Annotated in this window: 27 protein-coding genes; 12 read left to right on the top strand and 15 right to left on the bottom strand. The window is 72.8% G+C overall.

All coding sequences use genetic code 11. The annotated features are described in order from the left end of the window. From L3X23_RS33305 to L3X23_RS33295, 3 genes are read left to right on the top strand one after another with little or no spacing between them, the layout of a single operon-like run. On the top strand, window positions 1–864 hold the full coding sequence (locus tag L3X23_RS33305) for a dioxygenase (RefSeq protein ID WP_237197517.1): 864 nt from the start codon (window positions 1–3) through the stop codon (window positions 862–864). Further along, window positions 861–2,003: a maleylacetate reductase gene (locus tag L3X23_RS33300; protein WP_237197515.1), complete on the top strand. Its 1,143-nt coding sequence runs from the start codon at window positions 861–863 to the stop codon at window positions 2,001–2,003. Before L3X23_RS33305 ends, L3X23_RS33300 begins: the two co-directional genes overlap by 4 nt. Next, entirely contained in the window at window positions 2,003–2,941 is a 939-nt protein-coding gene (locus L3X23_RS33295; RefSeq protein ID WP_237197513.1) for an amidohydrolase family protein, read from the top strand. Before L3X23_RS33300 ends, L3X23_RS33295 begins: the two co-directional genes overlap by 1 nt. Before the next feature lie 14 nt (window positions 2,942–2,955). Here the strand turns inward: L3X23_RS33295 and L3X23_RS33290 are convergent, their stop codons facing one another. Beyond that, window positions 2,956–3,981: an AraC family transcriptional regulator gene (locus L3X23_RS33290; protein ID WP_237197511.1), complete on the bottom strand. Its 1,026-nt coding sequence runs from the start codon at window positions 3,979–3,981 to the stop codon at window positions 2,956–2,958. Between the two features lie 141 nt (window positions 3,982–4,122). Further along, window positions 4,123–5,307 carry a thiolase family protein gene (locus L3X23_RS33285; RefSeq protein WP_237197508.1) on the bottom strand — a complete coding sequence of 395 codons (1,185 nt, stop codon included), beginning with the start codon at window positions 5,305–5,307 and terminating at the stop codon, window positions 4,123–4,125. 69 nt (window positions 5,308–5,376) lie between these two features. On the opposite strand from L3X23_RS33285, the gene L3X23_RS33280 reads away from it, so the two are divergent. Continuing rightward, window positions 5,377–6,258, top strand: coding sequence for a LysR family transcriptional regulator (locus L3X23_RS33280; protein WP_237197507.1), 882 nt, complete (start codon window positions 5,377–5,379; stop codon window positions 6,256–6,258). 55 nt (window positions 6,259–6,313) lie between these two features. Here L3X23_RS33280 and catC read toward each other — a convergent pair whose 3' ends face one another. The 4 genes from catC to L3X23_RS33260 form a co-directional block, all read right to left on the bottom strand. Continuing rightward, window positions 6,314–6,604, bottom strand: coding sequence for a muconolactone Delta-isomerase (gene catC / locus L3X23_RS33275; RefSeq protein ID WP_308116975.1), 291 nt, complete (start codon window positions 6,602–6,604; stop codon window positions 6,314–6,316). After that, on the bottom strand, window positions 6,601–7,452 hold the full coding sequence (catA, locus tag L3X23_RS33270) for a catechol 1,2-dioxygenase (protein WP_237197505.1): 852 nt from the start codon (window positions 7,450–7,452) through the stop codon (window positions 6,601–6,603). The genes catC and catA overlap by 4 nt, the downstream gene beginning before the upstream one ends. Window positions 7,453–7,518: 66 nt before the next feature. Then, entirely contained in the window at window positions 7,519–8,619 is a 1,101-nt protein-coding gene (locus tag L3X23_RS33265; RefSeq protein ID WP_237197503.1) for a mandelate racemase/muconate lactonizing enzyme family protein, read from the bottom strand. Further along, window positions 8,616–9,560, bottom strand: coding sequence for a LysR substrate-binding domain-containing protein (locus L3X23_RS33260; protein WP_237197502.1), 945 nt, complete (start codon window positions 9,558–9,560; stop codon window positions 8,616–8,618). The genes L3X23_RS33265 and L3X23_RS33260 overlap by 4 nt, the downstream gene beginning before the upstream one ends. Window positions 9,561–9,975: 415 nt before the next feature. On the opposite strand from L3X23_RS33260, the gene L3X23_RS33255 reads away from it, so the two are divergent. From L3X23_RS33255 to L3X23_RS33230, 6 genes are read left to right on the top strand one after another with little or no spacing between them, the layout of a single operon-like run. After that, a complete protein-coding gene (locus tag L3X23_RS33255; RefSeq protein ID WP_237197501.1) occupies window positions 9,976–11,502 on the top strand; it encodes a bifunctional 3-(3-hydroxy-phenyl)propionate/3-hydroxycinnamic acid hydroxylase in 1,527 nt (508 codons plus the stop codon). 57 nt (window positions 11,503–11,559) lie between these two features. Beyond that, entirely contained in the window at window positions 11,560–12,549 is a 990-nt protein-coding gene (gene tsdA, locus L3X23_RS33250; RefSeq protein ID WP_237197499.1) for a gamma-resorcylate decarboxylase, read from the top strand. Next, the gene (locus L3X23_RS33245; protein WP_237197496.1) at window positions 12,546–13,637 is read left to right on the top strand and encodes a maleylacetate reductase; all 1,092 of its coding nucleotides are present in this window, start codon (window positions 12,546–12,548) and stop codon (window positions 13,635–13,637) included. Before tsdA ends, L3X23_RS33245 begins: the two co-directional genes overlap by 4 nt. Continuing rightward, complete coding sequence (locus L3X23_RS33240) at window positions 13,634–14,512, top strand: intradiol ring-cleavage dioxygenase (RefSeq protein WP_237197494.1); 879 nt, start codon at window positions 13,634–13,636, stop codon at window positions 14,510–14,512. The genes L3X23_RS33245 and L3X23_RS33240 overlap by 4 nt, the downstream gene beginning before the upstream one ends. Window positions 14,513–14,558: 46 nt before the next feature. Continuing rightward, window positions 14,559–15,863: an MFS transporter gene (locus tag L3X23_RS33235; RefSeq protein ID WP_237197492.1), complete on the top strand. Its 1,305-nt coding sequence runs from the start codon at window positions 14,559–14,561 to the stop codon at window positions 15,861–15,863. After that, window positions 15,847–16,713 (top strand): IclR family transcriptional regulator, encoded by an 867-nt coding sequence (locus L3X23_RS33230; protein WP_237197490.1) that lies wholly within the window; start codon window positions 15,847–15,849, stop codon window positions 16,711–16,713. The genes L3X23_RS33235 and L3X23_RS33230 overlap by 17 nt, the downstream gene beginning before the upstream one ends. Before the next feature lie 18 nt (window positions 16,714–16,731). On the opposite strand, the gene L3X23_RS33225 is transcribed toward L3X23_RS33230, so the two are convergent. Together L3X23_RS33225 and L3X23_RS33220 are read right to left on the bottom strand one after the other, a co-directional pair. Then, window positions 16,732–17,445 carry a helix-turn-helix transcriptional regulator gene (locus L3X23_RS33225; RefSeq protein WP_237197487.1) on the bottom strand — a complete coding sequence of 238 codons (714 nt, stop codon included), beginning with the start codon at window positions 17,443–17,445 and terminating at the stop codon, window positions 16,732–16,734. A 214-nt stretch (window positions 17,446–17,659) separates the two neighbouring features. After that, on the bottom strand, window positions 17,660–19,396 hold the full coding sequence (locus tag L3X23_RS33220; RefSeq protein WP_237197485.1) for a CdaR family transcriptional regulator: 1,737 nt from the start codon (window positions 19,394–19,396) through the stop codon (window positions 17,660–17,662). A 341-nt stretch (window positions 19,397–19,737) separates the two neighbouring features. On the opposite strand from L3X23_RS33220, the gene L3X23_RS33215 reads away from it, so the two are divergent. Further along, window positions 19,738–20,151: a hypothetical protein gene (locus L3X23_RS33215; RefSeq protein WP_237197483.1), complete on the top strand. Its 414-nt coding sequence runs from the start codon at window positions 19,738–19,740 to the stop codon at window positions 20,149–20,151. 383 nt (window positions 20,152–20,534) lie between these two features. Further along, window positions 20,535–20,921 carry an STAS domain-containing protein gene (locus L3X23_RS33210; protein WP_237197481.1) on the top strand — a complete coding sequence of 129 codons (387 nt, stop codon included), beginning with the start codon at window positions 20,535–20,537 and terminating at the stop codon, window positions 20,919–20,921. A 151-nt stretch (window positions 20,922–21,072) separates the two neighbouring features. On the opposite strand, the gene L3X23_RS33205 is transcribed toward L3X23_RS33210, so the two are convergent. From L3X23_RS33205 to L3X23_RS33175, 7 genes are all read right to left on the bottom strand, one after another. Beyond that, a complete protein-coding gene (locus L3X23_RS33205; protein ID WP_237197479.1) occupies window positions 21,073–22,563 on the bottom strand; it encodes a class I adenylate-forming enzyme family protein in 1,491 nt (496 codons plus the stop codon). 10 nt (window positions 22,564–22,573) lie between these two features. Then, window positions 22,574–22,894: an EthD family reductase gene (locus L3X23_RS33200; protein ID WP_237197477.1), complete on the bottom strand. Its 321-nt coding sequence runs from the start codon at window positions 22,892–22,894 to the stop codon at window positions 22,574–22,576. A gap of 24 nt (window positions 22,895–22,918) precedes the next feature. Beyond that, complete coding sequence (locus L3X23_RS33195) at window positions 22,919–23,284, bottom strand: nuclear transport factor 2 family protein (RefSeq protein WP_237197475.1); 366 nt, start codon at window positions 23,282–23,284, stop codon at window positions 22,919–22,921. Beyond that, window positions 23,281–23,646 (bottom strand): nuclear transport factor 2 family protein, encoded by a 366-nt coding sequence (locus L3X23_RS33190; RefSeq protein ID WP_237197473.1) that lies wholly within the window; start codon window positions 23,644–23,646, stop codon window positions 23,281–23,283. Before L3X23_RS33190 ends, L3X23_RS33195 begins: the two co-directional genes overlap by 4 nt. A gap of 96 nt (window positions 23,647–23,742) precedes the next feature. Beyond that, entirely contained in the window at window positions 23,743–24,405 is a 663-nt protein-coding gene (locus L3X23_RS33185; protein WP_237197471.1) for a TetR family transcriptional regulator, read from the bottom strand. A 91-nt stretch (window positions 24,406–24,496) separates the two neighbouring features. Further along, window positions 24,497–25,606, bottom strand: coding sequence for an acyl-CoA dehydrogenase family protein (locus tag L3X23_RS33180; RefSeq protein WP_237197469.1), 1,110 nt, complete (start codon window positions 25,604–25,606; stop codon window positions 24,497–24,499). Next, window positions 25,603–26,925: an acyl-CoA dehydrogenase family protein gene (locus tag L3X23_RS33175; RefSeq protein ID WP_237197466.1), complete on the bottom strand. Its 1,323-nt coding sequence runs from the start codon at window positions 26,923–26,925 to the stop codon at window positions 25,603–25,605. Before L3X23_RS33175 ends, L3X23_RS33180 begins: the two co-directional genes overlap by 4 nt. Between the last annotated feature and the right edge of the window lie 2 nt (window positions 26,926–26,927).

The raw sequence follows: 26,927 nt of genomic DNA, 5'->3' as shown, positions 1-26,927 counted from the left end.
GTGGACTTCACTGTCGACACCGCGACCGCGGCGGTCGAGGCGAGCTTCGACGCCACGCCCGATCCGAGACTGCGCGAGATCCTGCAGAGCCTGACCCGGCACCTGCACGGCTTCGTCCGCGAGACCTCGCCCTCGATCGCGGAATGGAACAGCGCGATCGAGTTCCTCACCGAGGTCGGCAAGGCCTGCACCGACACCCGGCAGGAGTTCATCCTCCTCTCCGACGTGCTGGGGGTGTCCATGCTGGTGGAGACGATCAACGGCCAGGACGTGGGCACCGAGAGCACCGTCCTCGGCCCCTTCCACATGACCGAGTCCCCCGCCCGCGAGCTCGGCGAGTCCATCGACCTGCTGGGCGGACGTCGAGTGTGCGTGGTGTCCGGCACGGTGCGCGGCACGGACGGCACGCCGTTGGCGGACGCGTCGGTCGACGTCTGGCAGTGCACCGAGGACGGCTTCTACGACGTCCAACAGCCGCAGGTACAGCCTGCGGGCAACGGCCGGGGACTGTTCCGCACCGATGAGCAGGGCGGGTTCTGGTTCCGCACCGTCGTGCCCTCGCACTACCCGATCCCGACCGACGGCCCGGTCGGGCGGCTGCTGCAGGCGACCTCCCGCCACCCCTACCGCCCGGCGCACGTGCACTTCATCGCGGCCGCCGACGGGTACGAGGAGGTCACGACGCACGCCTTCGTCGCGGGCAGTGCCTACATCGACTCCGATGCCGTGTTCGCGGTGAAGAAGGGGCTGCTCGTCGACTTCGTCGAGAGCGACGACGCGGCCCTCGCCGCCGAGTTCGGCGTGGAGCCCCCGTTCGTCCACGCCCGGTTCGGCATCGAGCTGCAGGAGAAGGAGAGCCGGTGACCGACCGGGAGGCCGCGGCGGCGCAGACCGAGTTCGTCTACGACGCCCTCCCCATGCGGGTGTCGTTCGGGTCGGGCCGGCTCGCTCACCTGGGCGACGAGGTGGCACGGCTCGGGTTGCGCCGGGTGCTGGTGCTGTGTACCCCCGGTCGCCGCGAGCTGGGCGAACGCGTCGCCGAGCTACTCGGCGACGCGGCGGTGGGTGTGTTCGCCGGGGCGAGGATGCACGTCCCCGTCCCCGTCGCCGTCGCCGAGGCGGGTGCGGCCGAGGCCCGACGACTCGACGCGGACGGGTGCGTCGCCATCGGCGGCGGTTCGACGATCGGGCTGGCCAAGGCCATCGCCCGCGACAGTGGCCTGCCCAGCGTGTGCGTGCCGACCACCTACTCCGGCTCGGAGATGACCCCGGTGTGGGGCCTGACCGAGGACGGCGACAAACGCACCGGTCGCGATCCGGTGGTCCTGCCCCGCAGCGTCGTCTACGACCCCGAGCTGACCATCGGTCTCGCGGCGCACACCTCCGCCGCGAGCGGGGTCAACGCCCTCGCTCACGCCGTCGAGGCCCTCTACGCCCCGGACGTGTCGCCGGTTGTCGCGCTCATGGCCGAGGAGGCGGCGCGCAGCCTCGCCACCGCGCTCCCCGCGGTCGTCCGTGCTCCCGCCGACGTGCCGGAGCGGGCGCTGGCCCTGCGCGGAGCCTGGCTGGCCGGTGCGTGTCTCGGCGCGACCACCATGTCCCTGCACCACAAGCTCTGCCACGTGCTCGGGGGCCTGCTCGACCTCCCGCACGCCGAGACCCACACCGTGGTGCTGCCCCACGTCGCCGCCTTCAACCTCGCCGCCGCACCGCGAGCCGCGGCCGCGCTGAGCCGCGCGCTCGGCGGCGCCGACCCGGCCCGGGCCCTCCACGACCTCAACCGGACGCTCGAGCTGCCCCGCTCACTCGCCGAGCTCGGCGTCGACCGCGCCGACCTGTCGGCGGTCGCCGACGCCGTGCTCGCACGGCCCTCCATCAACCCGCGCCAGGCCGACCACGACACCGTCCTGCGCATCCTGAACGACGCCTGGGCGGGCACCGTCCCGAAGGCCGCGACGGGACCCACCCCCGTCGAGGTGGCGATCTCGACGAGGAGCATCTGATGAGCGGTCGTGTCGACGTCCACAACCACCTCATCCCGCCGCGCTACCAGGCCCGGCTGGACGAGCGAGGCCTCACCGCCGGGGGTCTGCAGGCGCCGGCCTGGTCGGAGGACCTGGCCCTGGCCGCGATGGACGCCCACGGCGTGGAGACCGCCGTCGTGTCGGTGTCCACCCCCGGCGTGCACCTCGGCGACGACGCGGAAGCCCGGGAAACGGCCCGCCAGGTCAACGAGTACGCCGCGGAGCTCGTCGGGCGGCACCCCGGCCGGTTCGGCTTCTTCGCCTCGGTGACACTGCCGGACGTCGAGGGGGCTCTCGCGGAGACCGCGTACGCCTTCGACGAACTGCACGCCGACGGGCTGATCCTGCTGGCCAACGTCGGCGGCCGGCACCTCGGCGACCCCGAGTTCGAGCCGCTGCTGGCCGAGCTCGACCGCCGCCGAGCCGTCGTGTTCGTGCACCCCTCGACGCTGCCCGGCCCGGCAGTCGGCGGCATTCCCCCCTACATCGCCGACTTCCTGCTCGACACCACACGCACGGCGGTCAGCCTGGTCCGCGCGGACGCGCTCCGCCGCCACCCCGGCATCACCTTCATCCTGTCCCACGGCGGCGGCTTCCTCCCCTTCGCCGCCCACCGCCTCGCGATGACGTCGACCTTCGACTCGGACCGCACCGTCGAGGACTTCCTCGCCGATCTCGCGTCGTTCCGCGTGGACACCGCGCAGACGTCCAGCCCGACGAGCCTCCCGGCGGTGCTGGAGTTCTTCGGGGCGGACCAGGTCTTCTTCGGCACCGACTGGCCGCACGCCTCGGACTCCGGCGTCGCCTACTTCACCCGGCGGTTCGCGGAGTTCGATCTCGACGACGCGACGCGGCGATCCATCGAGTGCGACAACGCTCGCGCGCTCCTGCCGCGCTTCACGACACCGCGTGCCTGAACGAACGACAGGATTCAGCCGCGGGCGCGGCGCAGCGTCTCCGACGGTGCGTGTCCGAAACGCTCGCGGTAGGCGTCGGCGAACCGACCGGGGTGGGTGAACCCCCAGCGGAAGGCCACGTCGGTCACCGAGCCGACGCCCGCCGCCAGGTCGCGATGGACGCGCTCGAGCCGCACGACGCGCAGGTACACCATCGGTGACATGCCCATCTGCTCGCGGAACCCCTGCTGCAACCGGCGCCCGCCGACCCCGGCGGTCTCGGCCAGACTCGTCAGCGTCCACGGCCGCTCGGGCGCCGCATCGACGGCGTCCACGACGCGCTTGACCGTCCGCGACCGCACAGGTCGACGATCGTCGCGCAGCTCCTCGAGGAAGTCGTGCGGCTGCGCCCGCAGCAGGGAGCTGATCACCAGACGCTCGAGCTGCTCGCGATGCCCCGTGAACCGCCTGCCCAGGCTCCGCTCGGTCTCCAGGTCCGCCAGCAGCAGCCGCACCACGGCGAGCCAACTCCGACCCGCGGGACCGGTCAGGTCGAAACCCAGCGCGAAGCGGACCGAGGACGACACGGGCCGCCCGATCATCGCCTCCAGCTCGCTCTCCAGCGCGCGACGGTCGATCTTGATGCACAGCTGCCCCGCGTCCGCTCCCCACCGGGGCAGATACGTGTGCTCCCGCGGGGTGAACACCGCCGCCACACCGGGCCGCGCCACGACGCGCTGCGTGCCACAGAGCGACTCGACGGCCCCCGACAACGCCACGTTGACGTGGTACGCCCCGAGGGCGCCCGGATCCAGTGCGGTCTCGGTGCCGAAGCGGACGAAACCCAACGTCAGGTGACTGAGCTCGGTCGCGCTGAGCCGCGAGTGCCGCAGCGTGCCGTCACCGCCGGTGGGCTCGACCTTCGCGGGATAGAACACCCCGTTCAGGCTGTCCCGGAAGACGTCGAACTCCGCCGCGCGGCACAGCTCGAAGCCGTCGAGGACGCTGGACTCACCGGCCCCACCCGCCGAGAGTCGCTCGATCATCATCGATCGCTCCATCGAGTGACTCCTTCGGGGAGCGCGGCCCGGGCCCCACCGCCGCCACGAAATGTAGGTACGGGTGAGCCCGCTGTCAAAGGTCGCCGCCGACGCCGTGAGAGCGAGCCCGGCCGGGCCCGGACCCGACCACGCCGCTCCTGCTCAGCCCACGTTCTCCAGCACGACGGCGAGTGCCTGCCCGACCCCGATGCAGATCGCGGCGACACCCCACCGGTCGCCCGACTCGCGGAGCCGGGCCGCCAGCGTCCCGAGGATCCGGGCGCCCGACGCACCGAGGGGATGCCCCAGGGCGATCGCGCCGCCCTTGACGTTCACGATCTCCGGGTCGATCTTCCAGGCGTCCACGCAGGCCAGCGACTGCACGGCGAAGGCCTCGTTCAGCTCGACGGCCGCCACCTCGCCCCAGCCGATGCCGGCCCGGGCCAGCGCCCGTTCGGCGGCCTCGACGGGCGCGAACCCGAACTCGCGCGGGTCCAGTGCGTGGGTGCCCCGCCCCGCGATCCGCGCGAGCGGGTCGCTCCCGATCCGCTCGGCGGCCGCCTCCGAGCCCAGGAGGACGGCGGCGGCGCCGTCGTTGAGCGGGCTCGCGTTGCCCGCCGTGATGGTCCCGGCCTCGCGGAACGAGGGCGTGAGCCCGGCCAGCTTCTCCGGCGTCGAGCCGTCCCGGATGCTCTCGTCGCGCGCGAGGTCCGCGTCACCGACGGGGACGACGAGATCGTCGTAGAAGCCGTCCGCCCACGCCTGCGCGGCGAGCCGGTGCGAGCGGGCGGCGAACTCGTCCTGCCGCAGGCGGCTGATCGAGAACCGGTCCGCCAGCTGCTCGTTGCACTCCCCCAGGGACACGGTCCATTCCGCGGGCATCCGCTCGTTGACCAGCCGCCAGCCCAGCGTGGTGGACACGGCGGTGACGTTCCCCGCCGGGAACGCCCGGCTCGGTTTGGGCAGGACCCAGGGTGCCCGCGTCATCGACTCCACGCCCCCGGCGACCACCACGTCCGCGTCGCCGACCTCGATCGCGCGGGAGGCCTGGATCGCCGCGTCCAGGGACGATCCGCAGAGCCGGTTGATCGTCGTGGCGGGCACCGAGGTGGGCAGTCCGGCGAGCAGGACCGCCATGCGCCCGACGTTCCGGTTGTCCTCGCCCGCCTGGTTCGCACACCCCCACACCACGTCGTCGATCCGCGCGGGGTCCAGCGTCGGCGCCCGGGACACCAGCCCGGACAGGGCGGTCGCCGCGAGGTCGTCCGGCCGCACGCCCGCGAGCGCGCCGCCGAACCGGCCGAAAGCGGTCCGAGCGCTCGCGTAGAGGAAGGAGGGCGAAGTCATCTGTTCACGGTAGAGAGCGGAATCCATCGACTCCAATACTCATTGCACGATTATTGATAAGTTTCACGCATGGATACGCGGCTCCTCCGATCGTTCGTCGTCCTCGCCGAGGAACGCCACTTCGCCCGGGCCGCCGCCCGCCTGCACATCGCCCAGCCCGCCTTGTCCCAGCAGCTCGCCCGGCTCGAGCAGCAGGCCGGGGCACGGCTCCTCGACCGCTCCACCCGCCGGGTGGACCTCACCGAGGCCGGCAGGCTGCTCCGGGACCGCGCGCTGGGGATCCTCGCCACCCTCGACCGCACCACGGCCGATCTCGGGCTGCTCGCCGCCGGGCAGGCCGGCCGGGTGCGCGTCGGGTTCGTCGGCACCGCGACCTACGACGTCCTCCCCCGCGCCGCCCAGCGGATCCGCTCCGAGCTCCCCGACATCGAGCTGGACCTGCGCGGGGAGCTGCTCGGCCCCACCCTGCTCGACGCGGTCCGAGACGGGGACCTCGACCTCGCCGTGGCACGCCCGGGCCCGTCCGTCCCCGACGACCTCCTCGTCCGCCCGCTGCGGGACGAGTCGCTCGTGGCGGTGCTCCCCGTCGCGCACCCGCGGGCCGCGGACGCCCGGGTGTCCCTGCGCGACCTGGCCGGGATGCCCCTGATCACCCACCCGGCGGGTCGTCGTTCGGTCATGCAGCCGCTCGCGCTCGACGCCTGTCGCGGCGCCGGGTTCGAACCCGAGATCGTCGAGGTCGGCGAGACGGGGACGCTGGTCGTCTTCGTCGCCGCAGGCCTCGGGTTCGGCCTCGTGCCGGCGTCGGTCCGGGCACTACGCCTCGACGGCGTCTCCTACGTGCCGCTCACCGGCACTCCCGTGACGGTTCCGCTGGTCCTCGCCCATCGGACCGAAGCACCCCCCGCGGTCGGCCGCGTCGCGGCCGTGATCAGCGAGATCGTCGCCTGAGTCGCCGCCAAAGTCGTCGCCGACCGGCCGGGGCCGGACGGCGTCGACGTCGGGCTCAGCCCGCCGCGATGTCCGACGGGTGCTGCGCCAGCGGGGTGATCGTCATCCGCATGTAGGGGAACAGCGGCAGCCCCCAGAGGATGTCGTGGAGCTGGGCGTTGCCCTCCACCTCGAAGATCGAGAGGTTGGCGTACTCCCCGACGCAGCGCCAGATGCTGCGCCAGTGCCCGGAGCGCTGCCACTGCTGCGAGTAGGCCTTCTCGCGGGCGAGGAGCTCCGCCTTCGCCACCGGGTCCATGTCCGGCGGGAGGGCGACGTCCATGCGTACGGCGTAGAGCTCGCTCACGCGGCCGGGTCCAGCGGGAAGTCGTAGGTCACGTGGTTGCCCTCGCCCGAGTCCGACTTCGTCGGGTGGAGGATCAGCTCGGGCTTCACGGCCTGCGCGACGTCGTCCGCCACGTACTCCCCGCCCGCGAAGTACAGCTGGGTCGTGACCGGGGCGCGGCCGGGCGCGGTGACCTTCAGGTGCAGGTGGGCGGGCCGCCACGGGTGCCATCCGGCGGTCGCGATCATCGCACCCACGGCCCCGTCGGTCGGGATCTGGTAGGGCGCGGGCTGGATGGTGCGGAACGCGTAGTGCCCGTCCGCGCCGGTGCGGATCTGCGCGCGCAGGTTCCACTCGGGGATGCCGGGGGCGAACTGGGAGTAGTAGCCGGCGTCGTCGGCGTGCCAGAGCTCGACCAGCGCGCCGTCGAGCGGGTTGCCGTCCAGGTCGGTGACGGTGCCCTCGAACAGCAGCGGCGTGCCGGGCTCGTCGGCGCGCCGGGGCACGTCCGCCTCGGAGGCGAACTCCGGGGCGCCGGGGATGTAGTAGGGGCCCTCGATGGTCCCGACCGCGCCCTTGCGGTCCGCGTTGGCGACCTGCTCGACGACGTGCTCGAGGAACACGTCCAGGAACAGCGGCCACTCGCCGGTCCGGCCGACGTCGATCAGCCAGCCCTTCAGGGCGTCGTACTCGGCGTAGGTCACCTGGTGCCGCCGGACGACCTCGTGCAGGGCGGCGAGCGCGTCGCCGATGATCGCCCCGGCCCGCTCGTGGTCGACGGGACCCGCCTGCCGCTCCTTGCGGGCGAACGAGGCCGTGGCGTTCTGCCCGGAGCCGACTGCGGTGGGGTTGTGCTCGGTGGTGGTCATTCTGTGCTCCTCACGCGTCGATGCGAGAAAATCGGTGTCGATGGTCAGTCGATGGTCAGTCGGTGGTCAGTCGGTGCGGTAGCGGGCGAGCTTGTCGGGGTCGATCGCGATCCCGAGGCCCGGTCCGGGTCGCACGGCGAGCTCGCCGCCGTGGATCTCCAGCGGCTCGGTGAGCAGGTCGTCGGTCATGTCGAGGAAGTTCGACAGCTCCCCCGCCCGCCGCGAGCTGTGCCGGTGCGCAGCACCGAAGGCCACGGTGCACGCCGTCCCGATCTGACCGTCGATCTGGTTGCCCATCACGATCTCCGCCCCCAGTCCCTCGCACTGGTGCAGGATCCGCTGCGAGGTCGTGAACCCGGTGCGGGCGGTCTTGATGCTGATCATCGTGGCGGCCCCGTCGAGCAGCTCGCGGGTGACCTGCCCGGGCGTCGCCGCGCTCTCGTCCGCCACGGTGGGCACCGACGTCCGACTGGTCAGCCAGCGCCGGCCGAGCACGTCGTCTGCGGGGCAGAGCTCCTCGGACAGGGTCAGGTCGAGGTCCTCCATCAGCGTCAGCGCCCGGGCCGCCTCCGTGGGCGTCCAGCCGCGGTTGCCGTCGACGTAGAGCTCGACCTCCGGCCCCAGCGCGGTGCGCAGGGCACGGCAGGCACCGACGTCGAGCGAGACCGGGCGGCGCCCGACCTTGACCTTGAACGTGGTGATCCCGTAGGTGTCCCGAACCCGCTCGGCCTCGGCGACCATCACCTCGTCCGGGGCGAAACCGACCATGTGCGACACCCGCATCCGGTCGGTGAACCCACCCAGCAGCTGGGTCACCGGCAGGTCCAGGGTCTTCCCCAGCGCGTCCCAGCAGGCCATGTCGATCGCGGCCTTGGCCGTGGGGTTGCCGACGGTGCGGTCGAGGCGGGCGTGCAGCACCTCGCGTTCGAGCAGCGAGAGTCCGACGGCCTCGCCCGCGAAGATCCCGCCGATCACCGCGACGATCGACTCCTGGGTCTCGCCGTAGGTGTAGGGCCGCGGCGGGGCCTCGGCGATCCCGACGATCCCGTCGTCGGTGTGCACCCGGACCAGCACGTGGTCGGCGGTGTGCGCCTCGCCGGAGGCGAACTTCAACGGTGTCCGGTAGGGGATCGCGAACGGGATCGCCTCGACGGCGACGATCTTCACTGCAGACCTCCGAGGGAGAGGGGGAGCACGGGAGCCGGGTCGAGCGGATCGTTCAGGGGGGCGACGAACCCGTTCTCCTCCAGCGCGGACAGGAGCACGCGGATGGCGGGATCGTCGTTGTCCGCGCGCCAGGCGAGTGCCAGCTCGACGTGCGCGTCGTCGGCGACCGACACGAACCGGACACCCTCGACACGCAGGGCCAGCGCGGACTCCGGCAGCAGTGCGACCCCCAGACCGGCGGCGACCAGCGTGAGCATCACCGAGGTCTCCGCGACCTCGTGCGCCCGGCGCGGCAGGAAGCCCGCGGCGAGACACGCCTGGGTCACCGCGGCGTCGACCACGGACTCCTTGGTGCCGTACACCACGAAGTCCTCGTCCCGCAGCTCGTGCAGCCCCACGGGGCCGTCCGCGGCCAGGCGGTGCTGCTCGGGGACGGCCGCGACGAGCCGCTCCCGGGCGATCCGCCGGGTGACGATGTCCGTCCGCCGCGTGGGCGGACGCAGCAGCGCGACGTCGATCCGGTCCTCGGCCAGCGCCGCCTCGCTGGCCGGGGTGAGCAGGTCCGGCACGTAGCGCAGCACCAGGTCGGGGACCTCGCGGGCGACGATCCGGGCGAGCTGGGGCAGCTGGCGGTAGGCGGCGAGTCCGGTGCTCCCGATCCGCAGCAGGCCGCTGCGCCCGTCCCCGACCTCCTGCACCCGCTCGCGGGCCGCGTCCAGGGAGTCCAGGATCCGCAGCGCGTCCCGCAGGAACGCCTCACCGGCCGGGGTCAGGTCCACGCGGCGGGTGGTGCGGGTGAACAGCGTGACGCCGAGCTGCGACTCGAGCTGGCGGATGGCCTGGGAGAGCGGTGACTGGTTCATGTGCAGGCGTTCGGCGGCCTGCCCGAAGTGCCGGGTCTGCGCGACGGTGACGAAGTACCGCAGCTGGCGGATCTCCATGCGTCCTCCCGTCGACGACTCTGTGTCAGGCCGCCAACGGTACGACCGCACGTCCGCCTACACAAAGACCTTGTCGGTCTCGATTAAGACGTCCGGCGTCTGAAAAGAGCCGAGCCGTTTTCAGGCGGAGCGCGGACGCGACCGTTCGACACCCGGGTCCACCAGCGCCGGCTCCGCAGATTTCACGATGATGCATTGACTTCACCAGTGCGGAACTCTACGGTCGAGTGGCAGTCGTCACGGTGCTCGTGCGGAAGAAGGCGGTGATCCCGCCGGGCCCCACGACCGTGTGCGACCGGCGCGACCGGTTCGTTCGGCGTCGACCTCGTGGCCCACGTGGACCCGGGGCGGGCTCCCGCGAGCGACCGGCGCGCGGATCCCCCTCTTCACCACGGGCAGTCCGGAAAGGCATCCCATGGACTTCGATGTCGCCATCGTCGGCCTCGGCCCGACAGGCATGACGCTCGCAGCGCTCCTGGCCCAGCAGGGACGGAGTGTGGTCGCCCTGGAGCGCTACCCCGGCCTCTACAACCTCCCGCGGGCCGCCGCCTTCGACGACGAGACGATGCGGACGTTCCAGAAGCTCGGCGTGGCCGAGAAGATGCTGCCCGGGACCAACGTCCAGAGCGGCTACGTGTGGGTGAACGGACAGGACGACGTCCTGCTCGACATCCAGTACGACAATCCCGGCCGCTGCGGCTGGCCTGCGCAGTACATGATGTACCAACCGCACGTGGAACAGGTCCTCGACGAGCTGCTCCGATCCTCACCCGCGGTGGACGTGCGGCGCGGGCTCACGGTCACCGCCGTGACCGACCTCCCCGACGGGGTGCAGGTCGAAGCCCGCCACCCGGACGGCTCGACGCACCGGGTCGGCGCCCGCTACCTGGTGGGCTGCGACGGGGGCAACGGCTTCGTCCGAGAGCACCTCAACGGCGTCCTCGACGACTACGGGTTCTTCGAGAACTGGCTGGTCTGCGACTTCCGCCTCCGCCGGGACGTCCCGGGCCTGCCCACCTTCAGGCAGGTCTGCGACCCCGCCGAGCCGATCGCCATCGTCAACATCGGCCCGGAACACCACCGCTTCTCGTTCCGGCTCGACGCCGATGTGAGCCGCGAGGACGCCGTGCAGCCGGAGAACGTCTGGCCGCGGGTCGCCTCGTTCCTCACGCCGGAGGACGCCGACCTGGTCCGGGTGGCCAACTACACCTTCCGCTCGAGCATCGTCGACACGTGGCGCAGGGGACGGGTCCTGCTCGCCGGGGACGCCGCCCACCAGATGCCCCCCTTCCTCGCCCAGGGCATGGTCTCGGGGATCCGGGACGCCCGGAACCTGGCGTGGAAGGTGGACATGGTCCTCTCGGGCCACGCCGAGGAGCTGCTCGACACCTATCAGGTGGAGCGGGAGCCGCACGTCCGCTTCATCACGGAGAAGGCGATCGAGCTCGGCCGCGTCCAGACGATGCGGGACGTCGAGCAGGCGAAGGAGCGAGACGCCCGCATGATCGCCGCGCGCAAGGCCAACCGGGCCCCGGACAAGTTGCGGTACCCCCCGCTCCAGGGCGGGCTCATCGCCAACCACGGTGACCTCTTCCCGCAGGGCCTGGTCTCGACGGCCGAGCGCACGGCGCTCTTCGACGAGATCGCCGGCACGGGGTGGCTGATCGTCGCGAACGGGCGCGGCGCGTTCTCCGCCGTCTCCCCCGACGACCAGGAGGCGTTCGCCGGTCTCGGGGGACGGCAGCTGGCGTTCGGCTTCGCCGGCATGTTCGGCGGCGCGGAGATCTCCGACACCGGCGGCGTCTACGCCCGGTGGTTCGCCGACACCGGGTGCGTCGCCGCCATCGTGCGACCCGACAGCCACGTCTACGGCCTGGCCCGCGATCCGGACGAGCTGGCCACCTTGACCAAGGACCTGCTGGGCGCACTCGGGCGCCCCTGAGCGGACCGGATCACGCCCCGGCCCCTCCCTGACCGACGCGACGAAGGAGTCACCCTCATGCATGGCAAGATCGCGCTCGAGGAGCATTTCGCCATCCCGGACACGCTGCAGGATTCGGCGGGCTTCGTCCCGGGCCACTACTGGGACGAGTTGCAGTCCCGCCTCCTCGACATCCAGGACACGCGCCTGAAGCTGATGGACCGGCACGGCATCGAGACGATGATCCTGTCGCTCAACGCCCCGGCCGTGCAGGCGATCACCGACCGGGACCGCGCCGTCGAGGTGGCGCGTCGGGCCAACGACACACTGGCGGAGGAGTGCGCCCGCCGGCCCGGCCGGTTCCGCGCGTTCGCCGCGCTGCCGCTGCAGGACCCCGAGGCCGCGGCGCGCGAACTCGACCGCTGCGTCACCGAGCTGGGTTTCGTCGGCGCCCTGGTCAACGGCTTCAGCCAGGACACCGGCCACGGCGACGGCACGGAGCCGCTCTACTACGACCTGCCGGGGTACCGGCCCTTCTGGGCCGAGGTCGAACGGCTGGACGTGCCCTTCTACCTGCACCCGCGCAATCCGCTGCCGCAGGACGCCCGCATCTACGACGGCCACCCGTGGCTGTTGGGTCCGACCTGGGGTTTCGCCCAGGAGACCGCCGTCCACGCGCTGCGCCTGATGGGCTCCGGGCTCTTCGACGAGCACCCTGCGCTGCAGATCGTCCTCGGCCACATGGGCGAGGGCATCCCGGCCATGCTCTGGCGCATCGACCACCGCAACGCCTGGGTCGAGGCGCCCCCCACGTATCCGGCGAAGCGGCGCTTCGTCGACTACTTCACCGAGAACTTCCACATCACGACGTCCGGGAACTTCCGCACCCAGACGCTCATCGACGCCGTCCTCGAGCTCGGGTCGGACCGCATCATGTTCTCGACCGACTGGCCCTTCGAGAACATCGACCACGCGGCGAACTGGTTCGACAGCGCCACCATCGCCGAGGTCGACCGGGTCAAGATCGGGCGGACCAACGCCCGCCGGCTGTTCAAGCTCGACGGGTGATCAGGGTGCGCCCCTTCACCCACACGAGCGGCCCCGCCCGGGTCGTCTTCGGGCGCGGAAGCCGCCACCGGGCGGGCGACGAGGTCCGCGCACTCGGTGCCACGCGCGCGCTCGTCCTGTGCACACCCCAGCAGCGCACCGTCGCGGAACGTGTCGCCGAGCGGCTGGGCGGCCTCGGCGCGGGCCTCTTCGACGGGGCGGCCATGCACACCCCCGTCGAGGTGACCGGCCGCGCCCTGGACGCGCTCGCGGACAGCCGCGCGGACTGCGTCGTGGCCGTGGGCGGCGGCTCCACCACCGGCCTGGGCAAGGCGATCGCCGCGCGCACCGGGGTCCCGCAGGTGGTCGTCCCCACCACCTACGCGGGGTCGGAGGTGACCTCCATCCTCGGCGAGACCGAGAAAGGCTTGAAGACGACCCGCCGCGGACCCGAGATCCTTCCCGAGGTCGTCCTCTACGACCCGGAGCTGACCGACACCCTGCCGGTGGCGCTGACGGTGACCAGCGGCCTGAACGCGATGGCGCACGCGGCCGAAGGCGTCTACGCGCGTGACGGCAGTCCGATCTTCACGCTGATGGCGGTCGAGGGCCTCCGCGCGCTGCGCGAGGCGCTGCCGGCCCTCGTCCGCGACCCCGCCGACCCGTCCGGCCGAGACCGGGCGCTCTACGGCGCCTGGCTCTGCGGGACCGTCCTGGGGGGCGTGGGGATGTCGATCCACCACAAGCTCTGCCACACCCTCGGCGGCGCGCTCGACCTCCCGCACGCCGAGACGCACGCGATCCTCCTGCCGCACACCGTGGCCTTCGTCGAGGAGACGGTCCCGGAGGCCCTCACGCCCGTCGCCGAGCTGTTCGGCGGCAACGCGGGCCAGGGGCTCCACGACTTCGCGACGCTCCTCCGAGCGCCGCTGAGCCTGGCCCAGCTCGGCGTGACGGAGGACGAGCTGGACCGTGTGGCCGACCTCGCCACCGCCGATCCCTACTGGTCGCCCCGCCCGGTGGAACGACCCGCCCTGCGTGAGCTGCTGCAGCGCGCCTGGAAGGGCGACCCGCCTGCCCGCACCGACGACGAGGGGAGGCTCGCATGAGCTCCTACTTCACCGAGGACGCCTCGGCCGAGGTGGTGAACGCCCGGATCGGTCCTCGCGCCGACCGTCGGCTCGCCGAGATCACCACGAGCCTCGTCGAGCATCTGCACGCCTTCGTCAAGGACGTGCAGCTGACCCAGGCCGAATGGGAGGTCGCGATCGACTTCCTGACCAGGGCGGGTCAGATCTGTTCCGCGGAGCGCCAGGAGTTCATCCTGTTGTCGGACGTCCTGGGCGTCTCCATGCTCGTCGACGCGATCAGCCACCGTCGTCCGCCGAGCGCCACCCCGAGCACGGTCTTCGGCCCGTTCCACGTCGAGGGGGCACCGGTGCGCCCCCTGGGCGCCGACATCTGCCTGGACGGGAAGGGAGAGCCGTGCCTCTTCGAGGGCACGGTGCGCGACCTGGACGGCCGCCCGGTCGAGGGCGCCTGCATCGACGTCTGGTCGGACAACGCGGACGGCTTCTACGACGTCCAGCAGCCGGACGTCCAACCCCGGTGGAACAACCGCGGCCGCTTCCTGACCGGCGCCGACGGCCGCTACCGCTTCCGCGGGATCAAGCCGACGCCGTACCCGATCCCCGACGACGGGCCGGTGGGCCGGATGCTGGGTCACCTGGGCCGCCACCCCTACCGCCCCGCCCACATGCACTTCCTCGTGACCGCGCCGGGGTACGAGAAGCTCGTCACGCACACGTTCGTCGGCGAGGACGCCTACCTCGGGTCGGACGCGGTCTTCGGGGTGAAGGAGTCCCTGATCGCTCCGTTCGAGCGGCTGGAGGACGCCGACACGCTGTGGCGCTCGCCGTACGACTTCGTGCTCGCGCCCGCGGACACCCGAGACGGCGCGCTCCCGCGCCCGACCACTCCCTGACGTCCAGGTCCCTTCCCGCACCACCGATACGGAAAGCAGGAGTTCCATGACCACGCGCAGCGCTGCGCCACCCGTCCTGGCCGGTCGGACCGTCCTGGTCCTCGCCGCCCTGTTCGCCGCCCTGGAGGGCTTCGACCTCGCCGTCTACGGCGTGACCGTCCCCTCCCTCCTCCACGACCCGGGCATGAACGCCGACAAGGGCTCGGCGGGAACCGTGGGCTCTCTCGTCGCCGTGGGCATGCTCGTCGGCGCCGCGCTGTCGGCGGCGTTCATCCGCCGACTCGGCAGCCGGCGGATGCTGTTCGCCGGGGCGGCGCTGTTCTCCCTGGGGATGTTGGCGTGCGCCCTGGTCGGTTCCTTCACCGTGTTCGGCGTCGCCCGGCTCGTCGTCGGCGTCGGGCTGGGCGTCGTGCTGCCCACGGTGACCGCCTACGTGGCCGATCTGTCCGCACCCGAGCGGCGCAGCCGCAACGTCGGCATCATGATGGCCGGCTACGCCACCGGCGCGCTCCTCGCCCCGCTGCTGGGGGCCGCTCTCCTGCCGGAGACGTCCTGGCGCTGGCTCTACGTGATCGGCGTGGTGCCTGCCGTGGTGCTGCTGCCCCTCGCGTGGCGACGGCTCCCCGAGAGCCCGGTGACCCCCTCCGCGGCCGGAGCGGCACAGCCCGCAGGCGGTGACCTGTTCGGGCTGCGCTCGCTGTTCGCACCGGGCGTCCGGGTGGCCACGCTGCTGTTCTGGGTGGTCTCCTTCTGCGGCCTGCTCCTGGTCTTCGGCATCAGCACCTGGCTGCCGACGATCATGCAGACGGCCGGCTACACCCTCGGCTCGTCGCTGCTGCAGACCGCCGCGATGTGGGTGGGCGCCGGGGTCGGCATGGTGGTCGGCGGGCACGTCGCCGACAGGGTGGGGATCAAGCCCGTCGTCGTGGCCGCCTTCCTCGTCGGCTCGGTCGGCCTGCTGGTCATGAGCGTGCGACCGGCCCTGGGCGTGCTCTTCCTGGCCATGTTCGTCAGCGGGCTGGGGTTCATCGGCTCCCAGGTCCTGACCAACGCCTTCATCGTGACCCGCTACCCCGACCACCTCCGGGGCCCGGCGATCGGCTGGGCGCTGTCGGTCGGCAGGCTCGGCGCGATCGTGGGGCCCGCGATGGGCGCGGCGATCCTGTCCTCGTCGCTGACCGTGCAGTGGAGCTTCTACCTCTTCGCGATCCCCGGCGTGGTGGGGGCCGCACTCGCCGCGGTCGTCCCCGCGATCCGGGCGGCGCAGCCACGCGAAGGCGTCGATCCGGCCTCGGTGGCGGCTGCGGCCGATCCCGCCGAGGAGGATCCGAGCAGTGCCCGCTCGCTATGATCTCGCCGTGGGCGTGCCGGAGGAACTCGAGCCCGAGCCGGGCGGCGAGGTCGCGGCCGCTCGGCAGGGCATCCAATCCGTCGAGCTGGCCATGCTGGTGCTGCAGGCCCTCGAGGAGGGCCTCGGTCCCCTGAGCCTGACGCAGGTCGCCGCCGCGGCAGGCATGACGCCCAGCAAGGCCCACCGGTATCTCGTCAGCCTGGGGCGGGTGGGGCTGGTCGCCCAGTCCCACCGCTCGGGGCTCTACGACCTCGGGCCGGCCATGCGCAGGCTCGGCATCGAGTCCCTGCGTCGGATGGACGAGGTGGGGCTGGCCTCCGAGCACACCCCCGGACTGCGAGACCGCACCACCCACGCCGTGAACCTGGCGGTCTGGGGCGACCACGGCCCGGTGCTCGTCCGTTGGGACTACGGCGCCCACCCGCTGCCCATCACCGTGCGGCTCGGCGCGACCATGCCCCTGCTCTCGTCGTCGGTGGGGCGGGTCTACCTGGCCCACCTGCCCGACACGGTCACCGGTCCGGCGCTGGAGGCGCAGCTCGCCCCCGAACCGGTGACCGGTCGGATCAGGGAGGAGATCGCTCGGGTGCGGGCCGAGGTGCGCGACCGTGGCGTCGCCCTCACCTCCGGCGGCCTCATCCCCGGTCTCGCGTCGATCGCCGCACCCGTCTTCGGGGCGGACGACTCCCTCCCACTGGTCGTCGCCATCGCGCTCCCGGCGAGGTTGGCCGACCCGGCCGTCCTCGAGCGGTTGCAGGACGAGCTGCTCCGCACGACCGCCGACATGGCCGTCGACCTGGGCGCGGCCGACCGACCGGGGAAGGCCCGCACCGCAGCACGCGGTCGCTGAGCTCCGCGCGTGGCGCGCTCACGCGTTCCGGCGGCTGGGGGACGGGACGTAGAGTCCGTCTCGTTCCGCGCGGACCGCCGCGAGCGTCCTCGTGGGTACTCGGAGCTTCTCCAGGACGTGCTCCAGATGAGCCGCCACGGTCCGCGGGGCGACCACCAGCGTCCTGGCGATCTCCCGGTTGGAGCATCCCTCGACCAGGAGGCCCAGCACCTCCAGCTCCCGCGGCGTCAAGCCGTGGAGCTCGGTCACCGGTGACAGCAGGGCGAGAGCGGTCAGCCCCGACGGCGCCTCCTCGGGGGCCACCAGGACGGTGACCCGCACGTGCCCGGCGGGGGCGTGGAAGGCGCCCACCGGCCAGAGGAACGACGAGCAGACCTTCCCGTCGCCGGTGCGGTCGTGGGCGGCGGCCAGGACGGGTGAGCGGGCGCCCAGCAGCACGTGGGCCGGATAGCCCGGGAGGGCGCGGTGGCCGCCGTCCGCCCGCAGTGCCACGCCGGCGACGACTCCGCGCACCATGCGTGCGACGGTGAGCAACGAACGCATCGGATCGATGTCCTGCGTGAGCCCCGCACACCGGTCGCGCGTGATCGGGGCGGGGCGCTGCGGGCCGGCGGAGGCGGGGGCGTCCTCCGTCGAGATCTCGATGCTCGCGACCCACGCGTCGTCGATCCGGATGTGCACGACCAGCCCCGGCTCGGCGTGGACGACCCGCCGAGTGTCCGGAGAGGACATCGATTCAGGGGACACCGATTCGAACGCGATGGTCATGGCGTCGTCCGTTCTGTCGTGGGTTCTCGGGGATGCGATGACCATGGTGGTGGCCACCCGACCCCGACACGTCCACCTGCCCGGCCGAAACACGCGTCGCGGGGTGCGCACGTCAGGCCCATCGATCGAGTCGCCCGAAGCCCCGGAACCGACCTCCCTCGGCCCGACCGACGGCAGGTCAGCGGCCCGGAGCGGCCCCCGGTGGCCCGGCACGGGCCCGGACCGCACCCGATCCGCCGCCCAGGACCCGCCAGGCCCGGGACGCCACGTGCAGGTTCAACCGGCTCTCGACGGCGCCCAGGTCGTGCCCGGACAGGTCGCGGATCCGGCGCAGCCGGTACCGGAGCGTGCTGCGATGGATGGTCAGTGCGCGTGCGGTGGCGTCGTAGTTGCCGCCGCACTCGTAGTACTGCCACAGCGTGGCGACGAGATCGGATCGGTTCGCCGTGTCGTAGTCGATGAGCGGACCGATCCACTCCCGGACGAACTCGCGCACCTCGCCGTCGTCCGAACCGGCCGCGAGGAGCCGGTAGATCCCCAGCTCGTCGAAGGTGGTGGCGCCACCGGCCCCCACCGCCGCCCTCCGGACCTCGAGTGCCCGCACGGCCTCCGAGTAGGACCGCGGGAGTCCGGACGGTTCCGGGCTCGGCCTGCCCACGCCGATCGACCCGTTCGCCGACCGCAGCAACGACACCACCGCATGGTGCAGCTCGCCCCAGGGCGGGCCTCCGTCCACGGGGTCCGGCTGCGGCACCACCAGCACGGCGGCGTCCCGGCGGCGGGTGCTCAGCAGGGGCTCGCCCAGGACCCGGGTCCCGGCCCGGCGCAGGACGTCGACCAGTTCCTCGTCGCCGACCGGGCTCCACCGCGCGACCACCACCTGGTGTGGCCGGTGCAGGTCGTGCCCGATGGCCGCCGCCCGCGACCAGGCGCTGTCGTCGTCCACGCCGTCGAGCAGGTCGTCGACGAGATCGCGGCGCAGCCGCAGGTCGGCCTCGGCCAGCGCCCGCTGGTGAGACAGCTCCATGGCCAGCACCACGGCCCCGTGCTCCAGCGCGAACACGTCCCGCTCCCCCGCCAGTTGCCGGGGATCGACCACGCTGAGCACACCGAGCACCTCGTCGCGGGGCTGGGCGACCGCGACGATCCGATCGCGGTGGCGCAGGGCCCGTCCGCTGCGGCGGACCGTGGCCAGCAGATCGGCGCGGGCCCGCGGCTGCGTGCGCGGGTAGGTTCGCGGCCGGCCCGGGCCCGCCCAGGCGAGCAGGTTGCCGAAGCGGTCCTCGACCACGACGGCCAGTCCGGTGAGGTCGTGCATGGCATCGGCGATCCCGGACACGCCGCCCCCGTAGGCCGCCGCCCGGGTGAGGATCTCGTGGATCCGCTGGCGCTGCTGCAGGTCCGCCACGGCGCCCTGGAGCTGCTCGTTGGTCGAGGCCAGGCGGGCGTTGAGCTCGCCGAGCGCCATGCCGGCGGCCTGCTCCCGGCGGTGGAGGTCCGCCCTGACCAGGGCTGCGCCGGTCAGCTGGGCCAACGTCGTCAGCAGGAACCGTTGGTCGGTCGAGGGCTCCTCGGCGGCCGACACGACCAGGTAGCCGGTGTGTCCGCTGACCACCCGCATCGGGAACGCCCAGCCCCACACGGCTCCGGGCACGTCGACGCCACCGTCCGCCCCGCCCAGCTCGAGCAGGGGGGCGATCAGGGCGGCGTCACCGTCGGCGCTGTGCATCCCCGTCTCGTCCACCAGGTACGAGCCCCGCGCCTGGTAGGGCCCCAGCGCGGAGACCGAGCTGACCGCCAACCGGAGGATGTCCGGCTCCTCGACCCGGTCGAACATGACCATCGCCAGCGCGAACATGCTCGAGACGTTCGACATCCGGGCTCGGAACGCGACCGCCTGCCGTCGATCCTCCATGGTGGCTCCTCGACCCGCCGCGGGGCGTGGATTCGGCCGTTCGGGCCCCCTGCCGGGGACCCTACTCTGCTCCGGTCGGCCGGACGCGTCTCCGCAGTCGGCCACCGCCACCGTGGCCCCGATCAGCCCCTGCGGCCTGGTCCCCTCGGGGCGAACCCACGGACTCGGTTCACCCCGCCGGGCCGGTCCCGGCACCGCACCGTCCTGCGGACGTGACCTACCCGGTCGACCCGTCGGGACGAGCCCCCCTCGCGGGGTTGGGTCCGCGAGACCGAATCGCCGCAGGCGCGGCTTTGCCACCGTCATCACCCACCACCCGAGCGCGACCCGAAGGAGTCCTCATGAACAGGCGCGACCTCGCCTGGCAGCTGCCGTTGCGGCTGACCGCGGGTACCTACATCCTGGACTCGGGCCGTCACAAATGGGACCCCGACGAGGACACGGCGAAGCAGTTGCACGGGTTCGCCACCAGCACCTACCCGTTTCTGGGCAGCGTCCGGCCGGGCACCTTCACCCGGGCGCTGGCGGTGGGCGAGATGCTGGTCGGGGCCGCGTTGCTCATCCCGGTGGTGCCGGCCCGGGTGGCCGGCGCCGGGCTCGTCGGGTTCGGAGCCGGCCTGCTCGGCCTGTACGCGCGGACCCCCGGGATGCGCAGGCCCGGGACGCCCTTCCCCACCCAGGACGGCATCGCGTTGGCCAAGGACTCCTGGCTGGTCGCCATCGGTGCCGCCCTGGTGGCGGGCGACCGCGGCTGACCGCCGGTCAGCCGAAGGGAACGGGCATGGTCAGCGTGACTCGCAGCCGGGACCGTCGACGAGTGGCTTGGCCCAGCTCATGTCCGCGATGATCCGGGCATGGCCGATCCCGTCGCGGCCGAAGGTCGAGGCCCCCAGTCCTCCCAGAACCGCAGCATGCGGTCGGACACGAACTCGCCGCCGTCGAGATGACTCTCGCCCGGCCCGATGAAGTCGATCCGTCCCGGGCCGCCGGACGCCGCGCCGACCTCGCCGTCCTCGCCATCCGCGCCCTGCTCGCCCCGGTCGTGCCGTGCGGATGCCCTGGCAGAGCAGGCGTCGCCGCCCGGGTTGGCGCGGCGGAGCCGAAGCCCCGGACGCACCGGTCGCGCGACGCTGGGCCGATGACGACATCCAGCCGGCTCCGCGCACGGCTCGCCGCCGACGTCGGCACCACGACGCCCGCCCGACTGGTCCGCCTCCGGGGTGAGCTCGACGCGTTCAGCGCTCCGTCCCTGCGCAGCGACCTCCGCCGGGTGATCGACGCGTGCCCGGCCCTGGTCGCCGTCGACCTGACCCACCTGACGGCCCTGGGGGTGACGGGGCTGAGCGTGCTCCTCGAGGTGCGGCGGCTCGCCGACGAGCGCGGCACGGCGCTGCTGCTGGTCGGATCACCCGCGCCGCCAGTGGTCCGCCTGCTGGGTCTGGTCGGGTGGACGGCGTCCACCGAGCCCTTCGGCGACGCCGACGGGGGGACCGTCGGACGCCGTCGCCACCGCGACGGAGGCTGAGCGCACCGTCAGGACACCCCGAGGAACGGGTCGAACGGGCGCGGCGCACCGGCGAGGGTGGCCTCCGCGCGCGGCGGTGAGCCCCGCCATCCCGCCTCCGACGACGAGCAGGTCGATGTCGTTGTCGGACAAGGAGTCCCCTCGGCGAGAGTCAGGCGGTGGACGCGGGAACCGCGTCCCGGAGCTCGCGGGCGATCCGGGCGGCGTCGACGCGCGAGAGCTTCCCGACCCTGTTCTGGGGCAGCGCGTCGACGCGGAAGACGAACTCGGGCCACTTGGCCTTCATCAGTCCCACGGCGGTCAGGTGCTCCTGGATCTCCGGCAGCCCGAGGTCGGACCGGTCGGTCACCAGCAGGACCGCCACCCGCTCACCGAGCAGCTCGTCCGGCACCGGCACGACACACACCTGGTCGACGTGCGGGTGTCGGGCGACGGCCGTCTCGATCTCGGTGACGTCGAGGTTGCGGCCGCCGCGGATGATGATGTCCTTCTCCCGGCCGCGGATCGACACGGTGCCGTCCGGGTGCGTGACCAGCAGGTCACCGGTGGGGAAGAAGCCGTCCGCGGTCAGCTCGGGGGCCACCACCCGGCCCGCTCGGGCGTAGCCTGCGAACAGCGACGGGCCCCGGACCTGGGCCCGCCCCACCTCGCCGACGGGCAGCGCCGAGCCGTGCTCGTCGACCGCCCGCAGGTCGGTGCCCGGGAAGGGGATCCCGTCGGTGGCGAGTCGGACCTCGTCCGCGTCCGCGGGGCGGGAGGTGGTGTGCCCCAAGCACTCCGACATCCCGAACACGCGCAGCACCTTCGTGCCGAGGCGCCGCTCGGCGCGGCCGAGCGCCCCGGAGTCCATCGGGCCGCCGCCGACCGTCATCGCCGCCATCCCGCGCAGGAGGCCCTCGTCGGGAGCCGCGGACCCCATCTGGAGGGCCATGGTGGGCACGCACATGGTCCAGCGGACGTCGTGTTCGGCGAGCAGCGCCACCGCGGCGGCCGGGTCCCACTTGTCCGCCAGCACCACCGTGCCGCCGAGCATGAGCGGCAGGTACAGGCCGAAACAGACGGCGGCCGCCGAGGAGACCGGCACCAGGGCGCCGACCGCGTCCCCGGGGGCGAGGCCGACCGCCTCGATGGTCTGCCGCCCGGCGTAGCGCAGCGACTCCTCGCTCTGGACGACGCCCTTCGCGCGGCCGGTCGACCCGGAGGTCAGGCCGATGACGACGCCGCCCGCCCACCGGTCGGGATCCACGGCCCGGCGCCCGGTCCACCGCCAGCCGTCGAGCACGTCGCCGAGGGGCTCGCCCACCGCCCAGGCGTCGAACCGCTCGGGCGCGCAGACGACCGCGTCCGGGGCGATGTCCTCGACGGCCGCGGCGAACTCGTCGCGCGTGGAGTGCCTGCTGATCAGGCCCAGCGTGCCGGCGAGCCGACCGACGGCGAGCGCGGCGACGACCGTGCGCCAGGTGTTGTCGGCCTGGACGAGCAGGGTGGGCCGCGGCCCGGTGACCTCCTCGAGGGAGGCGGCGAGGGCGTCCGCCCGGGCGAGCAGGGACTGCACGGTGTGGGGGCCGGAGGCGTCGACGACCGCGACGGCGTCCGGCGTGGTGGCGGACCACGTGTCCAGGTCCGCGACGAGCTCTCTCATGGTCGCCCCCTCACGCCCGGAACATCTCGCGCTCGTCCCCGAGCAGGGCGATGCGCTTGCCCCGCATGGAGCCGACGTGCGTGATCGCGGCCTGCCACTCCTCGCTGGCGAGGGCGGCGCGGGCGGCGGCCTCGTCGTCGAAGCTGAGCACGGACAGGCCGTCCCAGCCCTCCGAGCGCGGCTCCAGCGCGCTGGACACCGCGGTGTGGCGCCAGGCGCGCAGGCCCGGAAGGGGGTAGGTGACCTCGGCGTGCTCACCACGCCACCAGGTGATGAACTGCTCGTGCGTCCAGTCCGAGGGCCGGGCGGCGAGCAGGGCGAGGTTGAACATGGCTGGCTCCTTCTGCGGGATGGCTCAGGCCTCGATGTCGAGCAACGGGGAACGGCCGATCATCAACGCGGCCACCTTCCCGTCCGCGTCGATCCGGGCGACGGCGACGAAGGTCGACTCGAAGTCCGCACCGCGACGGGCCTGGCCGAGGACGTGCTCGTCGCCGCCGACCGTGGCCGAGGACAGGACGTGGTGGGTGAGGACGCTCTTCTCGCGCTGGGCGAGGTAGCCCTCCATCGCCGCGCGGCCGCCCGCGAAGTCGCGGGCCTCGCCGCCGCCGGTCCCGAAGACGATCGAGAACCGGAACTCCGGGGCGATCATGTCGAGGATGTCCTCGGGGGTGTCCGAGTCCATCACGGCGAACCACCGGGTCAGGACCGCGGCGCTCACGCCGCGCCCCCGGGCAGGGGGAACATGCCGAAGCCCGGGTGGAAGAAGGCCTGGTAGCGCGCGACCCGCTTGTCGGGGGAGATCAGGGCGACCGACGAGAACGATCCGGTGCCCTGCCCGTCCCCCTCGGTGATGACGCCGTAGACCATCTCCAGGTCGCCGTCGACGCTGCGCCGCAGCACGGTGTGTCGCCGCCCCACGGCGGGACGACCCTCGATGTAGTCCCGGAGGTCCGCGTGTCCGTCGCCCGTCACCTCCGCGCCGGGAAGCGCGATCAGGAACGCGATGTCCGGCTCGGCGAGATCGAGCGCCGAGAGCGGCTCGGGGCCGTCCAGCCGGGTGTAGTAGTCCTCGATGATCATGAAGCCGTCCTCCCTGACGACGACCGACCTGAACTGAGTTGAGTTCAATTCGGCATCTCGACTGTAATCCGCCGAGCGACCGCCGACAAGGGCCGGTCAGCTCGCGGCGGCAGTGGCCTCCGTCGCGGGCAGCTCCCCCGCGACCATCCGGACGGTGCAGTCCACGATGAACTCCGAGACCGCGGGCAGGGACTGCGATCCACCCGGCCGGTACCAGCGCCACACGCTGACCAGCAGGCCGAGCACGGTGCGCGACATGATGACCGGGTCGTGCGCCGGGAACTCCCCGGACCGGGCGCCCCGCTCGATCAGGTCCACCCAGTTGCGCTCCACCCGGGCGACCAGCTCACGGCAGGCCAGCCGCTCGGTCTCCTCGCGCTCGGAGGACCGGGCGTTCGCCAGCAGGGCGATGTTGGCCTGCAGGATCCGGTTCTGCTGAACCTCCTGCGGTGACAGCGCATAGGCCGCCGCCGCGCCGGCCCGCAGCGCCGCCACCGCGGTGGGCGAGTCCTCGGTGGCCCGGCGGAACGCCGCATCGGAGTTGCGCAGACCGAGCCGCATGATCGTGAGCAGGCAGTGCGCCTTGGACTCGAAGTAGTGGTAGAGCGCCGTCTGCCCGATCCCCACCCGGTCCGCGACCTCGGACCACTTGGTGGCCTCGTACCCCAGCTCGCCGAAGCACTCCACGGCCGCGGCCAGGATGGCGGGCCGCTTCGACCGCGGCCCGTCCGACGCGTCGGTCAATGCCTCGATGCTCACACGATCACTCCCTCGGGCCGCTACGAGGGCCAGCGTAGCCGGAGGACCCGAACCGGGTTCACCTCGACTTCGTGGAGTACGCGCCATGCGCTCACACTCCCAGCTGGTGGAGCAGGGTGTCGCGGCTCGCGGCGGCGGTACCGAACAGCGCGGCGCCCGTGGCGGCCCGCCGTACGTGCAGGTGGGCCGGATGCTCCCAGGTGAAGCCGATCCCACCGTGCACCTGCACCGTCTCCCCCGCCACCCAGGTGTAGGCCTCCCCGCAGACCAGCGCGGCCGTCGCGGCGGCGACCGGGAGCTCGTCGGGGGCGTCGGCGGCCGCCGCGGCGGCCCACAGCGCGGCGGACCGCGCCGCCTCCACCCGCACCGCCATGTCGGCGCAGCGGTGCTTGATCGCCTGGAAGGTCGCGATCGGTCGGCCGAACTGCAGGCGTTGGGCGGCGTAGGAGACCGCCATGTCCAGCGCGGCCGCGGCCCCGCCGACCTGCTCCGCGGCCAGTGCGACGCGGGCGCGGTCGAGGACCTTCGGCACGATCGCCCGGGCACCTCCCACGACCAGCGTGGCGGGGGCGCCGTCGAACAGCAGCTCCGCGAGGGGGCGGGTGGGGTCGAGGGTCGGCAACGGCCGCCGCACGAGGCCCGCGGCACCCTCGTCGACCAGGAAGATCGCGGGCTCCCCGGCCACCGTCGCCACGACGAGCAGCACGTTCGCGGTGTCGCCCTCCAGCACGAGCGTCTTCGCGCCGGACAGCCGCCAGCCGTCGGAGCCGTCGGGGCCGTCGGGCTCCGCGACCGTGCGCACGGCGTCGGGATCCCAGCCGTCGAACCCCTCCAGGTAGGCGAGGGTGGCGGTGACCTCGCCGGACGCCAGCTCCGCGAGCAGGTCGGGCGCATCGGCGTGCCGCAGCACCCCCACCCCGAGGACCGCGGTGGAGAACCACGGCAGCCGCACGAGTGAGCGCCCCAGCTCCTCGGCGACGACCGCGACCTCGCGGAACGTCGCTCCCGCGCCGCCGTGCTCCTCCGGGACGTCGAGCCCGACGACCCCGAGCTCGGTGGCGAAACGGCGCCAGACCTCGCGGTCCCAGCCGTGCTCGACCCCGCGGAACACCGCCTCCGTGTCCCCGTGCCGCGCCAGGAAGTCCCGGACGACCTGGCGGAGGTCCTCGGCGTCGGCGTCCGGGGTGAGTCGCAGGCTCATGCCGGATCGTCCCCGTCGTCGGCCGCGGCGGCGAGGACCTCGCTGATCCGGGGCCCGAAGCGTTCCTGGGCCTCGGCTCGGCGGGTGGGCAGGATGTAGGGCGGGAACAGCCCGTCGTCGGGCTCGGTGCCCCGGAGCAGGAACTGGGCCAGGTTCACCTTGTGCACCTCGGTGGCGCCGTCCGCGAGCCCCATGTGGAAGGACTCCATGACCCACTTGCCGAAGGGCAGCTCCTTGGAGATGCCCAGCGAGCCGTGGATCTGGATCGCCCGCCCGGCGACGTCGAGCAGCACCTTGGGCATGGCCGCCTTGACCGCCGAGATGTCCGCGCGCACGCGCCGGTAGTCGTTGTAGCGGTCGATCCGCCAGGCCGTGCGCAGCACCAGCAGCCGGAACTGCTCGATCTGGATCCAGGAGTCCGCGATCATCTCCTGCACCAGCTGCTTGTCCGCCAGCCGCGAGCCCTTGGTCGTCCGCGACACCGCGCGGCGGGTCATCATCTCGAACGCCGACTGCACCAGCCCGACCGTGCGCATGGCGTGGTGGATCCGCCCGCCGCCGAGGCGGGTCTGCGCGACCGCGAAGGCCTGGCCGCGCTCGCCGAGGAGGTTCTCGGCGGGGATCCGGACGTCCGTGTAGCGCAGGTAGTTGTGGCTGCCGACCGGCTCGTCGTGGCCCCAGACCGACACGTCCCGAACCCGCTCGATGCCGGGGGTGTCCGCGGGGACGACGAACATGGACATCGACTTGTGGGCGGGCGCGTCCGGCTCCGTGACCGCCATGACGATGAGGAACTCGGCCCACAGCGCGTGGCTGGAGAACCACTTCTCCCCGTTGATGACCCACTCGTCACCGTCGAGCACCGCCGCGGTGCGGAACCCGGTCGGGTCCGAGCCGCCGTGCGGCTCCGTCATCGAGAAGCACGAGACGATCTCGCCCTCGATCAGCGGTTCGAGGTAGGTCTTCTTGAGGTGGTCGGTGCCGTAGTGGGCCAGGATCTCCGCGTTGCCGGAGTCCGGGGCCTGGCAGCCGAACACCACCGGCCCCGAGTGCGTGCGGCCCAGCTTCTCGTTCAGCAGCGCCAGGCGCAGCTGCCCGTAGCCCGGCCCGCCCAGCTCCGGTCCGAGGTGCGCCGCCCACAGCTTGCGCTCCCGGACCCGCTGCTGCAGCGGCTTGATCAGCGCGTTGCGCACCGGGTCGCGCGGGTTCCACGCGTGCTCGATGACCTGGTCCACGGGCTCGATCTCGTCCCGGACGAACCGCTCGACCCAGTCGAGCTCCTCCTGGAGCTCGGGGTCGTTCTCGAATCCCCAACTCATGT

The organism is Pseudonocardia sp. WMMC193 (assembly GCF_021728735.1).
GTDB lineage: Bacteria > Actinomycetota > Actinomycetes > Mycobacteriales > Pseudonocardiaceae > Pseudonocardia > Pseudonocardia oroxyli.
This window is presented reverse-complemented; position numbering and strand designations above follow the sequence as displayed.

Coding starts and splice junctions, on each gene's coding strand:
- L3X23_RS33295 (WP_237197513.1), top strand. CDS start 2,003: ATGAGCGGTCGTGTCGACGTCCACAACCACCTCATCCCGCCGCGCTAC.
- L3X23_RS33290 (WP_237197511.1), bottom strand. CDS start 3,981: ATGGAGCGATCGATGATGATCGAGCGACTCTCGGCGGGTGGGGCCGGT.
- L3X23_RS33285 (WP_237197508.1), bottom strand. CDS start 5,307: ATGACTTCGCCCTCCTTCCTCTACGCGAGCGCTCGGACCGCTTTCGGC.
- L3X23_RS33280 (WP_237197507.1), top strand. CDS start 5,377: ATGGATACGCGGCTCCTCCGATCGTTCGTCGTCCTCGCCGAGGAACGC.
- catA (WP_237197505.1), bottom strand. CDS start 7,452: ATGACCACCACCGAGCACAACCCCACCGCAGTCGGCTCCGGGCAGAAC.
- L3X23_RS33260 (WP_237197502.1), bottom strand. CDS start 9,560: ATGGAGATCCGCCAGCTGCGGTACTTCGTCACCGTCGCGCAGACCCGG.
- L3X23_RS33255 (WP_237197501.1), top strand. CDS start 9,976: ATGGACTTCGATGTCGCCATCGTCGGCCTCGGCCCGACAGGCATGACG.
- tsdA (WP_237197499.1), top strand. CDS start 11,560: ATGCATGGCAAGATCGCGCTCGAGGAGCATTTCGCCATCCCGGACACG.
- L3X23_RS33240 (WP_237197494.1), top strand. CDS start 13,634: ATGAGCTCCTACTTCACCGAGGACGCCTCGGCCGAGGTGGTGAACGCC.
- L3X23_RS33235 (WP_237197492.1), top strand. CDS start 14,559: ATGACCACGCGCAGCGCTGCGCCACCCGTCCTGGCCGGTCGGACCGTC.
- L3X23_RS33225 (WP_237197487.1), bottom strand. CDS start 17,445: ATGTCCTCTCCGGACACTCGGCGGGTCGTCCACGCCGAGCCGGGGCTG.
- L3X23_RS33220 (WP_237197485.1), bottom strand. CDS start 19,396: ATGGAGGATCGACGGCAGGCGGTCGCGTTCCGAGCCCGGATGTCGAAC.
- L3X23_RS33215 (WP_237197483.1), top strand. CDS start 19,738: ATGAACAGGCGCGACCTCGCCTGGCAGCTGCCGTTGCGGCTGACCGCG.
- L3X23_RS33210 (WP_237197481.1), top strand. CDS start 20,535: ATGACGACATCCAGCCGGCTCCGCGCACGGCTCGCCGCCGACGTCGGC.
- L3X23_RS33205 (WP_237197479.1), bottom strand. CDS start 22,563: ATGAGAGAGCTCGTCGCGGACCTGGACACGTGGTCCGCCACCACGCCG.
- L3X23_RS33200 (WP_237197477.1), bottom strand. CDS start 22,894: ATGTTCAACCTCGCCCTGCTCGCCGCCCGGCCCTCGGACTGGACGCAC.
- L3X23_RS33190 (WP_237197473.1), bottom strand. CDS start 23,646: ATGATCATCGAGGACTACTACACCCGGCTGGACGGCCCCGAGCCGCTC.
- L3X23_RS33180 (WP_237197469.1), bottom strand. CDS start 25,606: ATGAGCCTGCGACTCACCCCGGACGCCGACGCCGAGGACCTCCGCCAG.
- L3X23_RS33175 (WP_237197466.1), bottom strand. CDS start 26,925: ATGAGTTGGGGATTCGAGAACGACCCCGAGCTCCAGGAGGAGCTCGAC.